Source organism: Paractinoplanes deccanensis, from assembly GCF_016862115.1.
Lineage (GTDB): Bacteria > Actinomycetota > Actinomycetes > Mycobacteriales > Micromonosporaceae > Actinoplanes > Actinoplanes deccanensis.
Map to the genome: position 1 here is coordinate 16,910 of NZ_BOMI01000017.1, position 14,990 is coordinate 31,899.

Consider the following 14,990-nt stretch of genomic DNA (forward strand, 5'->3'; position numbering starts at 1 on the left):
CCGCGGCGCTAGGGTGTCGGCGGAGGCGTTCAGGCGGCTGGTGCCCCTCCCAGTCTTCAAAACTGGTGTGACCCGGCATCCGGGTCAGGCGGGTTCGATTCCCGTCCGCCTCCGTTTCCCTTGCCGCACGCAGTCTGATTATTTGCGTGCGACTCAGCCGGGCGTCCTTTTTGCCGACGGGACAGGTGTAGCGGTCCGAACGAGCCGTTTTTCCGTCGTGGCCAAGAGGTGAGTCAGCGTGCCGCTGATGTCGTGGTTCCAGAACTTGAAGGTGGCCGCCAAGCTGGTTGTCAGCTTCGGCGTGGTGTGCGCCCTGATGATCGTGATCGGCGTGATCGGCGTCATGCGCCTGGGTGAGACGAACGATCGCACGGAGGCGATGTACAACAACAACCTGCTGGCCATCGCCTACGCCGGCGAGGTCAAGGCCGACCTGATCTTCATCCGCTTCAATCTCACGAACATCCTCATCTCGGACACGGCCGCCGCCAAGCAGAAGGCGCAGACCCAGCTCGAGGGCTATGCCGAGGACATCGAGAAGCAGTGGGCGGCGTACCAGGGCACCGGCATCGTGGGCCGCGAGTCGCAGGTGCAGTCCTTCACCGAGAACCTCGCCACCTACCGGGACGCCATCGAGGACCAGCTGCTGGCGCTCGCCCAGGCGGGCAACACGGCCCAGTTCGTGAAGGTGCGGGCCGCCGTCGCCGACGACGCGATCACCGCGATGGTGACGGCGCTCGAGGAGATCAACGAGATCGAGCGCAACGCCGCGGCCCAGTCGCTGGCGGAGTCCAAGGACGCCGCCAGCAAGGCCGAAGTCCTGATCATCTGCCTGATCGTCTTCGCGGTACTGCTCTCGGCGCTGATCGTGTGGGTGGTCAGCCGGGCCATCGCCGGTCCCGCGCAGCGCACGGTCGCCGTGCTGAGCGAGCTGGCCAAGGGCGTCCTGGACCAGCGCCTCGAGGTGCGCAGCCGCGACGAGATGGGCCAGATGGGGGAGTCGCTCAACACCGCGCTCGAACGGCTGACCACCTCCATGCGGGAGATCGGCGTCAACGTCGAGACGCTCGCGTCGTCGTCGGAGGAGCTGTCGGCGGTGGCCACCTCGGTCAACGAGTCCGCGCAGATGTCGGCGGCGCAGGCGCAGGGCGCGTCGTCCGCGTCCGAGCAGATCAGCGTCAACATCTCCACCATCGCGGCCGGCTCCGAGGAGATCGGGGCGTCCATCGCGGAGATCGCGCGCTCGACGTCCAGCGCCGCGGAGGTGGCCGCGGGCGCGGTCTCCACGACCGCGGAGGCCCGCGACATCCTCAACAAGCTGGGCGCCTCCTCGGCGGAGATCGACGACGTGGTCAAGCTGATCACCAGCATCGCGGAGCAGACGAACCTGCTGGCGCTCAACGCCACCATCGAGGCGGCCCGCGCCGGCGAGATGGGCAAGGGCTTCGCGGTGGTCGCGTCGGAGGTCAAGGACCTGGCTCAGGAGACGGCCCGCGCCACGGAGGACATCGGGACCAGGGTGTCGGCGATCCAGGCCGACTCGCAGGCGGCGGTGGTGGCGATCAACGCGATCAGCGAGGTCATCCAGCAGATCAACGACACGCAGACGGCGATCGCGGCGGCGGTCGAGGAGCAGACGGCGACGACCGCGGAGATGAGCCGCAACGTCAGCGAGGTCGCGGCGGGGTCGGCGGAGATCAGCGCCAACGTGAGCGGGGTGGCCCAGGCGGCGGCGGAGACCACGAACGCGGCCGCCAACACCGAGCAGACGTCGGCCGACCTGGCCCGGGTCGCGAGCGCGCTGCAGGCCAACCTCGGCCGGTTCCGGTACTGACGCCGGTCAGCGGTCGAGGGCCCGCCGGACGGCGCTGGCTCAGCGGTCGAGGGCCCCGCCGGACGGCGCCGGCTCAGCGGTCGAGGGCTCGCAGGACGGCGTCGGTCGTGGCGCCGTAGGCCAGGTGGGGGAGGGCGTCGCTGAGCCAGTCGGCCGCGGACCAGTCGCGGGGGTCGGTGACCCGCATGGCGGCCATCGACAGGTTCGTGGCGGCCATGGCCGTGGCGCCGATCAGCACGCTGCCGGCGAGCGGGCCGGGGCGCAGGCCGGCGCGGCGCAGCAGGCCGAAGGCGGCGCCGATGGCGGCACCGGTGACGATGCCGGAGAGGCTGGCGAGACCCGTCACCCGGTGGGCGCGGGTCTCCTCGTCGCCGGGCACCGAGACGGGCAGGGACTCGATCGACTGCTCGGGTGTGGTGCTGCCCGGGCGGCCGCGCACGGCCATGTCGAGGTAGGTGACGGCATTGAGGGCCGCGGTGCCGGCTGCCCCGGCCGCGGCCCCGGCGAGAAGACCCGTACGCATGGGACGTCAGGTGCCCGTTCAGGTGTGGGCGAAACCGCGCAGGGCCCGGTGCACGTCGGCGTCGGTCAACTGGGTGAAGTCGTCGTACCACTGACCAACCGCGCGGAACTGGGGCGGGGCGCTCAGGCAGATGACGGTGTCGGCGTCGCCGGACAGGGCGTCGCGGGCCGGCGGCGAGCAGACCGGAACGGCCAGCACCAGGCGGGCCGGGTGGTGGCCGCGCAGCCAGCGCAGGGCCGCGCGGGCGGTCACACCGGTGGCGAGGCCGTCGTCGACCACCACGACCACCCGCGCGGTGGGGTCGGGGACCCGGCGGTCGCCGCGGTACTCGTGGGTGCGGCGGGCCAGCTCGGCGCGCTCCTCGGCGACCGCCGGCGCCAGGTCGGCCGGGGTCAGCCCGAGCGCGTGCAGGGCCGGCTCGTCGAAGACCGGTGGGCCGTCCTCGGCGATCGCGCCGATGCCGTACTCGGGGCGGCCGGGCGCGCCGATCTTCCGGGCGATCACCACGTCGAGCTCGGCGCCGATGCGGGCCGCCACGCGTACGGCGATCGGAACGCCACCGCGAGGCAGGGCCAGGACCAGCGGCGCCGGGCCGGGATGGCGGGGGACCTGGGCGGCCACCGCGTCGGCCAGATGGCGCCCGGCCTCGTCGCGGTCGGCGAAGAACAGGGGCGTGCCGTCGCTCATCGAAGATGCGTGCTGAACCACGTTGCGGCCTCCTCGGCTACGGTGTCGAGGGCTCCGGGCTCCTCGAACAGGTGCGTGGCACCGGGCACGACGCGCAGCTCCGCCCGCGTGGTCATCGCGTTGCGGGCCTGCTCGTTGAGGTCGAGCACCGGCTCGTCGCGGCCGCCGACGAGCAGCAGGGTCGGCTGGGTCACCTGGATCAGGGCGGGGCCGGCGAGGTCGGGGCGGCCGCCGCGCGAGACGATCGCGCGTACCGGGCGAGGCCGTGCCGCGGCGCAGACGAGCGCGGCCGCGGCGCCGGTGCTGGCCCCGAAGAGACCGATCGTCCGGTCGCGCGTCTCCGGCGCGGCGACCAGCCAGTCCACCAGGCCGATCAGCCGGTCGGCGAGGAAGCCGATGTCGAAGCGCAACTCCCGGGTCAGCTCGTCGCGCACCTCCTCCTCGTGCGTGAGCAGGTCGACGAGGAGCGTGCCGAGGCCGAGCCGGTTCAGATGGTCGGCGACGGCGCGGTTGCGGGGGCTGCGCCGCGAGCTGCCGCTGCCGTGGGCGAAGAGCACCACGCCGTACGCCCGGTCCGGCAGGGTCAGATCGCCGGCCAGCTCGGTGCCGGCCGCGTCGAACGTGCGTTCGTGCGTCACGGTGGCCATGCCCCGGGCATACCCGGGGCATGGCGTCCTATACGTCCGACTTAGTCCGTCACGGCCGGTCGTCTTTCACCGCGGCGAGCACCAGGTTGAACCCGGTGTCCGCGGCGACCACGGGATTGTCGAAGCCGGCGGCGGCCAGCAGCTCCAGGCGCGCCGTCGGCCCGCCCTGGGTGCCCAGGCCGTAGGCGCCGGGCTGGCTCAGCGAGCCGGGCGTGCACAGCGCCGTCGACGCCGCGTAGTTGGCCCGCGCGACCGGATTGCCGACCACGGTGGTGAAGTCGTCGACCGACCAGGGCTCCACCGCGACCAGGATGCCGCCCGGCGCCAGCGCGTCGTAGGCCGCCCGCAGCGCCGCCGGCGGGTCACCCAGGTCGTGCAGCGAGTCGAAGAACGCGACCACGTCGAACGGGCCGTGCCGCCCGATCTGGTCCGCCTCGGCGACGTGGAAGGTCACGCCGTCCGTCAGCGCCGCCCGCGCGTTCACGATCGACGCCTCGTGGTTGTCGAAACCGGTCACGGTCGAGGCCGGCCAGGTGGTGGCGACCAGCCGGGTCGCGACGCCGTGCCCGCAGCCGACGTCGGCCACCCGGGCGCCGTTCTCCAGCTTCTCCACCAGGCCCGGCACGGCCGGGAACCACTGCTGCGCCAGGTGGTTGACATAGGCCGTACGGAAGAAGCGCTCGATGCCGTGATGCAGGCAGCCGGGCATGTCCGCGTAGGGCACGCCGCCGTCGCCGCGGAAGGCCTCCTCGAGCCGCGGCAGGGTGAGGAAGTAGCCGGCGATGATCTCGCCCCCGCCGACGACGTACGCCGGGGAGTCGACGACCGAGAGCGCCAGCGCGTGCTCGATCGGCAGTTCGAAGGTCTCGCCGTCGCTGGTCACGTATCCGGACACGGCCTGGGCGCGCAGCCATTCGGTGACCAGCCTCGGATGCAGCCCGGTGGTGGCCGCCAGCTTGGCCGGCGTGACCGGACCGGCCCCGGTCATGGCCCGGTAGAGGCCGAGCCGGTCACCGATCACGGTGAGCGCGGTGCTGCCGGCCCCGGCGAAGTCGGTGAGCAGTTGTCCCGCGAACGCTTCGACGCGGGCCTCGTCGATCTGGGTGTCAGTCATGCCCTCGACGATGCGGGGCGCTCCTTGCCGGGCCCTTGCTGGTGCCTTGCCAGGGCGGCAAGCGCATAGTCGGCCGCGGTGGCGCTGTCCATCGGCGGGTGGTCCCCGTCGGCGCGCAGCTTGGCGAGCCGCTCGCGGTCCGGTCCCATCACGGCCGGGGCGTACGGGTCGACGTCCGCCGCGGCGACGAGGGCCGCGGCCGTGCCCGCCTCGCCGAGGTCGGCGAGCAGCTCGGCGGTGAGCCGCAAAATCGTCCACACCTGGGCGGTCATCCCGGCGGAGCGCACGGCGGCGATGGTGCGGGCGCAGGCGTCGACGGCCTCGGCCCGCCGCCCCAGCCGGATGAGCACGGCGGCACGCGCAACCCGCGCGATGTTGGCCTGATAGACCAGCTGGGCCCGTTCGCTGCGGAGCAGGGACTGGTCGTACGAGGTGAGCGCGGCCCGCGGATCGCTCGCCGCCAGCAGCTCGCCGACCGTGAACGGCTCGAACCCGTCGAGCGGATCGCGCGGCAGCCCACGCCCCTCGGTCTCCAGCCAGCGCAGGCCGGCGGCGGAGTTGCCGTGGTACGCGTCCATCAGCGCGGCGCAGCAGATGGCGGTGACCCGCTCCCACGGCGCGGCGCCGGGCTCGTCCCGCAGGGCGAGGGCGTCGGAGCGCACGTCGTCGATCCGCCCCGCGAACATCGAGTTGGCGATGCGGGCGAGCAGCGCGGACACCCGCATCGGATGCCCCGGCGGCAGCACGGCGATGGCGGCGCCGAGCAGCCGTTCCCCCTCGGCGAGATTGCTGTCGAGCCACACCCCGATGCCGGCGGCGTAGGCGCGCAAGGCGTCCGTCTCACTCTCGACCGTGGCGGGCGCGTCGCGCACGAGCTGCGCGGTGAGGCCGGGATCGGGCGCGCTGGTCCAGGCGGAGGCGGCCCAGGCCCGCAGCCGGGCGCCCTCGTCACGCTCGCCGAGCCAGGTGATGGCCTCCTGAAGGTTGCCGAGCTCGCGCCGCAGCGCCGGCGTGGTGTGCGGGTTGCGGGTGCGCTGCCGCTCCACGATCGCGGTCATGAAGTCGAGCATCCACCGCGCGTGCGCCTCGCGCGCCTCCGCCTCGGCGCTGACGTGGGCGTCGCCTTTCCCGTGCCTCGTGGGGGCTGCCTGTTTCTCGCCCTCCGCGTTGATGTGGGCGCCGCCTTCCCCGCGCCTCTTGGAGGGCGCTTCTTCCCCGCGCCTCTTGGAGGGCGCTTCTTCCCCGCCCGATTTATCCCCCATATCGCTTGAATGTGTTTTGTCGGTTGTGGTGTTTTGGGGGCGGTGGGCGGAAGCGGCTTGCTCGCTCTCCAGGTGGGACAGGCCGACGTGGCGGACGGTGTCGAGCAGGCGGTAGCGGGGTGGGTCGGCGTCGACGTCGCAGACGACGAGGGAGGCGTCGACGAGCTCGGCGAGCAGGGGCTCGGCGTCCGCGGCGAAGTAGGGGAGGGCGTCCAGGCCGAAACCGCCCCGGCACACCGCGAGCCGGTCGAGCAGCCGCTGCGCGGCCGGGTCGAGCAGGCGGTAGGACCACTCGACGGTCGCGGACACGGCGGTGGCCCGGTCGCCGCCGCGGGCCGGCTCGAGGACCTGCAAGCCCTCGCCGAGCCGGTCGCGCAGGTGGGCCAGGCCGAACACCGCCTCGCGCCGGGCGGCCAGCTCGACGGCGAGCGGCAGCCCGTCGACCAGGCGGCACACCTCGGCCGCGAGCTCCCGGCTGCGCCCGTCGGCCGGGAAACCGGACCGCAGCAGCGCCGCCCGGTCGCAGAAGAGCGCGACCCGGTCCTGTTCGGGCAGCGGGCCGAGGCGCAGCACGCGTTCGCCGGCCACGCCGAGCCGCTGCCGGGAGGTGGCGAGGACCCGCACCCGAGGGCAGCGCACCAGAATCTGGTCGACCAGGTCGCGGACGGCGTCGAGCAGATGTTCGCAGTTGTCCAGCACGAGCACGGCCGGCGTGCCGCCGAGCCGCTCGGCGATGGCGGCGACGGCACCGCGGGGTGTCGCCCGCAGCCCGAGCGCGCCGGCGACCGCGGCGGCGACATCGGCCGGCACCGAGCGCTCGGCCAGCTCCACCACCAGCTCGTCGCCGGTGAGGGCCTCGGTCGTCAGCCGGGTCTTGCCGACACCGCCCGGCCCGACGACGGTGGTGAGCCGGTTGGCGGAGAGGGACGCGCGGAGCTCGGCCATCTCGTCGCGCCGGCCGAAGAAGCGGTCGGGCGTGGCCGGGCGCGGGCGGCGCACGGCTGGGCGCAGTGCCGGGTCCTCGGCGAGAATGCGCTGCTGGAGCTCGTCGAGGGCCGGGGAAGGGTCGACGCCGTGCTCGTCGACCACGCGCTCCCGGAAGGACCGGGCCACGGCCAGCGCCTCGGCGGTGCGGCCGGTCTGGTGCAGCGCGCGCATCCACAGCAGGTGGGCGCGCTCGCGCATGGGCTCGGCGGTCGCGTACGCCTCGATCTCGGGCAGGGTCTCGGCGGCCCGGCCCGCGGCGACCCGCCGTGCCAGGCACTCCTCGCGCAGGTGACGCCGCCACTCGGCGAGCCGGGCGACCTCGGGGGCGAAGGCGAGCCGGTCGGCCACGTCGGACAACGGGTCGCCGCGCCACAACCCGAGGGCCTCGGCGAGCGTCCCGGCGGCCTGCTCGTCACCCTGCCCACCGGCGGCGGCGACGAGCCGCTCCACCCGGCTCGTGTCGATCGCGTCCGGCGGCAGGGCGAGCCGGTAGCCGCCGGGCTCGCGCCGGATGGCGTCGCTGCCCGTGTGCCGCCGGAGCCGGGAGACATAGCTGTGCAGGTTGCCGACGGCGTTGTCCGGCGGTTCGTCACCCCAGAGCGCCTCGATCAGCTCCCCGGTCGGCACGACCCGCCCCGCCGCGAGCGCCAGCCGCGCCAGCACAATGCGCTGAGGCGCCCCCGTGAGCGCGGCCGGCCGCCCGTCGAGACGCAGCTCGACCGGCCCGAGCAGCCCCACCTCGACGGTCACGCGCTCATTCTGGCGCCGCCCGAAACCACCCCGCAACGACGTATGCCGACGCTGTTCCGACACAGCGACCCCGCTCACGCCCCCTCGTGCCACGCCGCTTCCCGCCCCGCGTGCCACGTCGCGTCTCGCCCCGCGTGCCACATCGCGTCTCGCCCCGCGTGCCACGTCGCGTCTCGCCCCGCTGGCATGATCAAAGACGGTGGCGCCGGCGGGCGGTAGGTTGGCCGGAGGCGATCCGCGAGGGAGAGACGGTGGCTGAGGATCCGCACGCGACTTCGAAGGATCCACGCCACGCGCCCGACCCGCGGCGGCGCGTGCCCCGCACCGATGTGGTCCTGGCCGATGCCCGCCTCGTGGCCGCCGCCGAGACCGTGGGCCGGGCCGCCGTGAAGGCCGCGGTGGTCACGGCCCTCCAGCGGGTGCGCGACGGCGAGATCGCCCCCGCCGAGGCCGTCGACGCGGCGCTCGGTGTGCTGCCGCGCGGGCCGCGCCCGGTCCTCAACGCCACCGGCGTGGTGCTGCACACGAACCTCGGCCGCGCCGCGCTCTCGCCCGCCGCCCGTGACGCCGTGGTCGCCGCCGCCGGCCACACCGATGTGGAGCTCGACCTCGAGACGGGCCGCCGTGCCCGCCGCGGCCGGGCAGCCCTCGCCGCGCTGGCCGCCGCGGTGCCCGCCGCCGGCGACGTACACGTGGTCAACAACGGCGCCGCCGCCCTGGTGCTGGCCGCCACGGCCCTCGCCGCCGGCCGCGAGATCATCGTGAGCCGCGGCGAGATGGTGGAGATCGGCGACGGCTTCCGCCTGCCCGACCTGCTCGAGTCGACGGGCGCCCGCCTCCGCGAGGTCGGCACCACCAACCGCACCACGCTGCGCGACTACGAGCGCGCCATCGGCCCGCAGACGGGCTTCATCCTCAAGGTGCACCCGTCCAACTTCGTCATCCGCGGCTTCACCAGCGACACCCCCATCGCCGCGCTGGCCGCCCTGGACCCGCCCGTGGTCGCCGACATCGGCTCCGGCCTGCTGCGCCCCGACCCGCTCCTCCCCGGCGAGCCCGACGCCGCCACCACCCTGACCGCCGGCGCCGACCTCGTCATAGCCAGCGGCGACAAGCTCCTGGGCGGACCGCAGGCAGGACTGCTCCTCGGCGAGGCCCCCCTGATCGAACGCCTCCGCCGCCACCCCCTGGCCCGCGCGCTGCGCGTCGACAAGCTCACCCTGGCCGCCCTGCACGCCACGCTGACCGGCCCGCCCACGCCCACCTGGCAGGCACTACGCACCGATCCGTCCTCTTTGCACGCCCGCACCGAGACCGTCCGCGCCCGCCTGGAGGCCGAAGGCGTCCCGGTCACCCTCACCGAGTCGCCGGCGGTGGTCGGCGGCGGCGGCGCCCCCGAGGTCACGCTCCCGTCGTGGTCACTCTCCCTTCCCGAGCCGTACGCCGCAGCGCTGCGCACAGGCGCCACCCCCGTGGTGGGCCGAGTCGAACGCGGCCACCTCCTCCTCGACCTCCGCTGCATCCCGGCCGACGCCGACGACCAGCTCATCACCGCCGTCCTGGCCGCCGCCAAGGCCCTCGACGGCACGGCGCCCGGCGCGGGGAAGTAGCCGTGCACGTCATCGCCACTGCGGGGCACGTGGACCACGGGAAGTCCACGCTGGTGCGGGCGCTCACCGGGATGGAGCCGGACCGGTGGGCCGAGGAGCGGCGCCGCGGCATGACGATCGACCTCGGCTTCGCCTGGACAGGGCTGCCGTCCGGCGAGACGGTCGCCTTCGTGGACGTGCCCGGCCACGAGCGTTTCGTGCCCAACATGCTCGCCGGCGTCGGCCCGGTCCCCGCGGCGATGATCGTGGTCGGCGCCGACGAGGGCTGGATGCCGCAGTCCGCCGAGCACCTGGCCGCCCTGCACGCGCTGGACGTACGGCACGGCCTGCTCGTGGTGACCCGCAGCGACCTCGCCGACCCCGAGGCGGCCGCCGAACTCGCCCAGGCCGAGATCGCCACCACGTCGCTCGGCGAGGTCGAGACCGTAGCCGTCAGCGGCGTCACCGGCGCCGGCCTCGACGACCTGCGCGCCGCCCTCGACCGCCTGATCGCCCAGCTGCCCGCCGCCGACCGGGACGCCCCCGTGCGGCTCTGGATCGACCGCGTCTTCACGGTCAAGGGCGCCGGAACCGTCGTCACCGGAACCCTGGGCGCCGGCCGCCTCCGCACCGGCGACGAGCTGACGCTCGGCGACGCCACGGTCCGCGTCCGCGGCCTGCAAACCATGGGCAAGCAGGCCGACGAGGTGGCCGCCGTGTCGCGCGTGGCCGTCAACCTGCGCGGCACCCCCCGAACCGACCTCCGCCGCGGCGACGCCCTGCTCACCCCCGGCCGCTTCCGCTTCACCGACCTCATCGACGTGCGCCTGCACGGCGACCCCGTGTCGGCCCTCCCCGCCGAGGCCACCCTGCACGTGGGCTCCGCCGCCGTCCCCGTGCGCCTCCGCCCCCTCGGCACCGACACCGCCCGGCTGCGGCTCTCCCACCCCCTCCCGTTGCGCATAGGCGACCGCGCCCTCCTCCGCGACCCGGGCCGCCACCACGTAGCCGGCGGCGTCACCGTCCTCGACGTCAACCCGCCCGGCCTCAAACGCCGAGGCGCCGCCGCAGCCCGCGCCGTCCAGCTGACCGACATGGACGGCCACCCGTCCCTGACGTCGGAGCTGACCCGCCGCCTCCTCATCCGAGCCACCGACCTGGCCGCCATGGGCGTTCCCCTCCCGCCCCCACCCGCCACATCCGCTGGCGCCGTCAACCCGGCCGCCCACGATGCGGCCGCGCCCGACCGGGCCGCCCTGGCCGCGGCCGCGCCCGACCGGGCCGCCGCCGATGTGGCCGCCCTCGACCCGGCCGCCCTTGAACGGGCCGCTCTCGACCCGGCAGCTCCCGATACGGGCGCTCCCGATACGGGCGCTCCCGATACGGGCGCTCCCGATACGGGCGCTCCCGATACGGCCGCTCCCGATACGGCCGCTCCCGATACGGCCGCTCCCGATACGGCGCCCGCCGACGCAGGTGCCGGCGAGCCCAGCACCGCAGCTTCCGGCGGCCAGACTGCGGCGGGCGGTAACCCCGCGGCCCTCGCCCCCGTGGCCGGCGACTGGTATGCCGACCCCACCCACTGGGCGCGGCTCGGTGAGCGGCTCACCGAGGAGGTGGCCGCTTATGCCCGCGACCATCCCCTCGAGCCCGGCATGCCGATCGAGGCCCTGCGGCACCGGCTCGGCCTCCCCGACAGGGCGCTGGTTTCCGCCCTCGTCCGCCCCCCGACCGTGATCCGAAACGGTCGTGTCACCACCGGCGCCGCCCATGCGCCCGATGACCTGGTGACGTTGATCGCCAAGGCCTTCGACGGCCTTGGCCCGTTCGCCGCGCCCGAGGCCTATGACCTCGCCGCGCTCGGCCTTGGTCCGCGCCAACTCGCGGCCGCCGAACGCACCGGCCTCGTCCTGCGCCTCACCCCGCAGGTGGTGTTGCACGCCGACGCCCTCGCCGAGGCGACGCGCCTTCTCGCCGGGTTGCCGCAGCCGTTCACCCTGAGCGAGGCCCGCCAGGCCCTGGGCACGACCCGCCGGGTCGCCGTGCCCCTTCTCGAACTGCTCGACCGCAGAGGCCACACCCGCCGCCTGCCCGACGACCGCCGCACGGTGGCCACAACGGCGTGAAAGCGGGCCGGGACCGCTGCCATCCGTGAGGCTGGGGCTGCTGCCATGGCAGGAGGTCGGGTCCGTTGCCATGGCGCGGCCAGGATTGCCGCTACGGCAGGACGCCGGCTGCCGCAGATGCCCCAGGGGTTCGGCCGTCCGGCGTTGTCCCCTCCCTCCGAAATAGCGTCCCGGATATGCCGCCGGCTGTTCGGCGCTCCTCACGGCGGCCCAGCGTCCGCACGTGGACGTGGGGGCCGGTTGGGCGGTGTGGGTGCACGCTGGCGAGGTGGTGCGGGGGCCAGCGCTCGTGGCGGTGACGGATCGGCTGCGGTGGGCCGGCGCGCTGGACACGTGGTGAATGGGTCGGGCGCTTGTGGTGGATGGTGGGCCGGCGCGCTGGACAGGTAGTGGGTAAGGCGGGCGCTTGTGGTTGCGAGGGTCGCGGGTGAGCGTTCCTCGCGAGAGCCTGTGGCGGTGGTCAGGGCCTGGCCAGGGCTGTCACCTCGACCTCCAACACGGCGCCGGGGAGGAACAGGCGGGAGACCTCGACTGTGGTGCTGGCCGGTGGGTTTTCCGGGAAGAGGCGGCGGCGGACGGCGCCGTAGGCGGGGAGGTCGTCGAGGCTCGTCATGAAGGTGCGGATGTGCATGACGTCGGCGAAGGTGGCGTTGTGGGCGGCCAGCAGGGCGCCGATCAGGGCGAAGATGTGCTCGGCCTGGGGACCGGCCTCGCCGGGAGAGACGACAGTGCCGTTGTCGTCGACGGCTACCTGGCCGGAGAGGGTGAGCAGGGCGGCGCCGCCGGGGAGGTCGGCCCGGGCCACGTGGGCGAATCTGTCGCCGAACGGGGCGGCGACGGTGGGCGGGTTGTCGAGGGTCAGGTTTGCCATGGCGAGGACGCTACGGGCGGACGAGGCATGCGACCAGCGAATGTCTGGCATGGGTGGCATGCGTGTCTAGCATGGGTCGGCGTGGAGACTCAGTTGCTCGAAGTGTTCCGGACGGTGGCCCACGCAGGGTCGATCACGGCGGCGGCCAAGCAGCTGCAGTTCACGCAGTCGGCGGTGTCGCGGCAGATCGGTGTGCTGGAGGCGGAGCTCGGGGCGCAGGTCTTCGACCGGCTGCCGCGCGGGGTGGCGCTGACCGAGGAGGGACGTGTGCTCCTGCCGCACGCGGAGGCCGTCCTGAACAGGCTCTCGACGGCGAGAAAGGCCGTGGCGGAATTGCGGGAGCTCGGCGCGGGCCGGCTGCGCGTGGGCGCGTTTCCGACGGCGGTGGCGGCGCTGGTGCCGCGGGCGATGGCGACGTTTCGGAAGGCGTACCCCCAAGTCGCGCTCGGTCTCGTCGAGGGATTGACCCCCGCCTTGCTGGAAAGGCTCGCCGAAGGCGAAGCCGACGTGGCGGTGGTGAGCTCGTCGCCGGCGGGGCCGATCGACACGGACAGGTTCACGCTGCGGCACATTCTCGACGAGCGGCTGATGGTGGCGGTGGCGCTCGACCATCCGCTGGCGAATCGGCGGAGGGTACGGCTGGCGGAATTGGCGGACGACCCGTTCATCGCGGGGTCGGCGACGGCGGAGGACACCCTGTTGCGGGCGAGCCTGCCGCACGGTTTCCAGCCGCGTATCGAGATTGTCGCGGCTGAATGGACCGGCAAACTCGGATGCGTCGCGGCGGGGCTCGGGGTGGCGCTGGTGCCGGCGCTCGCGTTGCGCGGGACGCCGGCGGACATCGCGCTTCTGGAATTGCATCCCGACGAAGAACCGACGCGCCGGGTCTATGCGGCAACGGTGGCGGGGCGCTCGGTGCCGCCGGCGGTTTCCCGCTTCTTTCGGCACCTCGCGCACGCCGTACCGGCCGTGTGAACTAAGAAGTTCGGGTCAGGCGCCACCACAGGGAGGGCGATTCGGTCGCGCTGTCGGTGCGCAATTCCACGCGTACGCCGGAAGCCTGCACCGTGCCGACCGGCTGCGCGGACGTGACCTCGGCGTCCGGAGCCGCGGTGGTGACCTTGAGGGGGACGGTGAGCCCCGGCCAGCCGACGACCTTCAGGGCCTTGGCGGGGCGGACGGTCGTGGTGGCGCCCCACGCGGTCTCGACCTGGCCGACCGGGTCGGTGGCGAGCAGCGTGTACTCCTTGACGACCTTGGCGACGGCCCTGAGCAGGGCCTTCACCTCCTGATTGACCTGGGCCAGCTGCTCGGGGGTGTTCGCGCCGGGCTGGTTGAACACGGCACCGACCAGGGTCAGCTTGCGGCCACCGACGGTGAGGTGGGACGCGAACACGAGGTTACCGCCGGCCTCGTCGGTGGAGCCGGTCTTGATGCCGAAGACGCCGTTCACGCCGAGCATGTCGTTGTAGTTCCGGATCGTGCCGACCACCGGGATCTCCGCCTCGGTCATCGCGACGATCTCGGCGAAGACCGGGCTCTTGAGGGCCGCCCGGGCGAGGATGACCTGGTCGGAGGCGGTGCTGACGGTGGTGGGCAGATAGCCGCTCGCGTCGGTGTAGTGGCTGTCCTTCATGCCCAGCTGTTCGGCGGCGGCGTTCATCTTGGTCAGGAACGCCTCCTCCGAGCCGGCGTCCCAGACGGCGAGCTGGTGGGCGATGTTGTTCGCTGAGGGCAACATCAGGGCCTCGAGGGCATCGCGCTCGGTGAGCTGCTCGCCGACCTCGACGCGGACGAGGGACTGGTTGCTCGCGATCCGCGACTCGTAGTCGGCCACGTCGGCCGCGGTCACTGTCAGTGTCGGGCCCTCCTCGTCACCGGTCAGCGGGTGGTCGCGCAGGATCACATAAGCGGTCATGACCTTGGCGACGCTGCCGATCGGCGCGGCCTCGGTGCTGCCCGATCCGCCGATCCGCCCGAGCCCCTCGATCATGAGCTCGGCGCTGCCGACCTCGGGCCAGGGCAGCTTCGGCGCGGCGCCGGGGATCTTCATGGTGGCGGCGATGCTGGTGGTCAGGGTGGCCGCGGGCAGCGATCGGGTGAGCTGGAGCGTGGCGCCGGCGCCGAGCAGGACAACCAGCAAGATCACCGCAAGGAGTACGGGAAGAAGGCGGCGCTTCGGCTTCGCGGCGGGGTGCTGGCCACCGCCGTAGACGGTGGAACCGGGCCGCGCGGGCGGCACCGGCGCGCCGGGCGAGGTGACGGGGGTCGCCGGCGAGGCGGCGGGGGTCGTGGGCGAGGTGGCGGCGACCGTCGGCCGGGCCGGTGGCGTGACGGTGGCGGACCCGGAGGCGGGCGGAGTAAGGGCAGGAGCGGCACCCAGGGTGACCGGAGGCACCGCGGAGATGGGCTGAGTAACCTCGGCCGGTGGCCTCGTGAGGGGCATCGCGGTCTGGGCGGCGGGCTGGCTGGGCGCCGTGGGCCGGGCGAGAGGCATGGCCGTCTGGGCGTCCGGCTGGGTGGGCGCCGTGGGCCGGGCGAGAGGCATGGCCCTCTGGGCGTCCGGAGGGGTGGCGGGCTGGGTGGGTGCCGTGGGTCGG

11 protein-coding genes and 1 tRNA gene are annotated in these 14,990 nt (G+C 73.9%); 5 read left to right on the forward strand and 7 right to left on the reverse strand.

The window, feature by feature from the left end:
* Positions 1 to 21: 21 nt before the first annotated feature.
* Positions 22 to 114 (forward strand) — tRNA-Sec (locus tag Ade02nite_RS05765).
* Positions 115 to 247: 133 nt separating this feature from the next.
* Positions 248 to 1,834: a methyl-accepting chemotaxis protein gene (locus Ade02nite_RS05770; protein ID WP_203760463.1), complete on the forward strand. Its 1,587-nt coding sequence runs from the start codon at positions 248 to 250 to the stop codon at positions 1,832 to 1,834.
* A gap of 73 nt (positions 1,835 to 1,907) precedes the next feature.
* Here the strand turns inward: Ade02nite_RS05770 and Ade02nite_RS05775 are convergent, their stop codons facing one another.
* Genes Ade02nite_RS05775 through Ade02nite_RS05795 form a run of 5 tightly spaced genes read right to left on the reverse strand, consistent with a single transcriptional unit; the run spans position 1,908 to position 7,804 of the window.
* The gene (locus Ade02nite_RS05775; protein WP_203760464.1) at positions 1,908 to 2,357 is read right to left on the reverse strand and encodes a hypothetical protein; all 450 of its coding nucleotides are present in this window, start codon (positions 2,355 to 2,357) and stop codon (positions 1,908 to 1,910) included.
* 18 nt (positions 2,358 to 2,375) lie between these two features.
* Complete coding sequence (locus tag Ade02nite_RS05780) at positions 2,376 to 3,044, reverse strand: phosphoribosyltransferase (RefSeq protein ID WP_239168559.1); 669 nt, start codon at positions 3,042 to 3,044, stop codon at positions 2,376 to 2,378.
* Complete coding sequence (locus tag Ade02nite_RS05785) at positions 3,041 to 3,691, reverse strand: dienelactone hydrolase family protein (RefSeq protein WP_203760465.1); 651 nt, start codon at positions 3,689 to 3,691, stop codon at positions 3,041 to 3,043. Before Ade02nite_RS05785 ends, Ade02nite_RS05780 begins: the two co-directional genes overlap by 4 nt.
* A 49-nt stretch (positions 3,692 to 3,740) precedes the next feature.
* Positions 3,741 to 4,805 (reverse strand): class I SAM-dependent methyltransferase, encoded by a 1,065-nt coding sequence (locus tag Ade02nite_RS05790; RefSeq protein ID WP_203760466.1) that lies wholly within the window; start codon positions 4,803 to 4,805, stop codon positions 3,741 to 3,743.
* Complete coding sequence (locus Ade02nite_RS05795; RefSeq protein WP_203760467.1) at positions 4,802 to 7,804, reverse strand: AfsR/SARP family transcriptional regulator; 3,003 nt, start codon at positions 7,802 to 7,804, stop codon at positions 4,802 to 4,804. The genes Ade02nite_RS05790 and Ade02nite_RS05795 overlap by 4 nt, the downstream gene beginning before the upstream one ends.
* Before the next feature lie 251 nt (positions 7,805 to 8,055).
* Between Ade02nite_RS05795 and selA the strand changes: the two genes are divergently transcribed.
* Complete coding sequence (gene selA, locus Ade02nite_RS05800; protein WP_203760468.1) at positions 8,056 to 9,414, forward strand: L-seryl-tRNA(Sec) selenium transferase; 1,359 nt, start codon at positions 8,056 to 8,058, stop codon at positions 9,412 to 9,414.
* Between the two features lie 2 nt (positions 9,415 to 9,416).
* Positions 9,417 to 11,519: a selenocysteine-specific translation elongation factor gene (gene selB / locus Ade02nite_RS05805; RefSeq protein ID WP_203760469.1), complete on the forward strand. Its 2,103-nt coding sequence runs from the start codon at positions 9,417 to 9,419 to the stop codon at positions 11,517 to 11,519.
* A gap of 460 nt (positions 11,520 to 11,979) precedes the next feature.
* Here the strand turns inward: selB and Ade02nite_RS05810 are convergent, their stop codons facing one another.
* Positions 11,980 to 12,390: a RidA family protein gene (locus Ade02nite_RS05810; RefSeq protein ID WP_203760470.1), complete on the reverse strand. Its 411-nt coding sequence runs from the start codon at positions 12,388 to 12,390 to the stop codon at positions 11,980 to 11,982.
* Between the two features lie 81 nt (positions 12,391 to 12,471).
* On the opposite strand from Ade02nite_RS05810, the gene Ade02nite_RS05815 reads away from it, so the two are divergent.
* Positions 12,472 to 13,365 carry a LysR family transcriptional regulator gene (locus tag Ade02nite_RS05815; protein WP_203760471.1) on the forward strand — a complete coding sequence of 298 codons (894 nt, stop codon included), beginning with the start codon at positions 12,472 to 12,474 and terminating at the stop codon, positions 13,363 to 13,365.
* Position 13,366: 1 nt separating this feature from the next.
* Here the strand turns inward: Ade02nite_RS05815 and Ade02nite_RS05820 are convergent, their stop codons facing one another.
* Positions 13,367 to 14,938 (reverse strand): D-alanyl-D-alanine carboxypeptidase family protein, encoded by a 1,572-nt coding sequence (locus Ade02nite_RS05820; RefSeq protein ID WP_239168560.1) that lies wholly within the window; start codon positions 14,936 to 14,938, stop codon positions 13,367 to 13,369.
* Between the last annotated feature and the right edge of the window lie 52 nt (positions 14,939 to 14,990).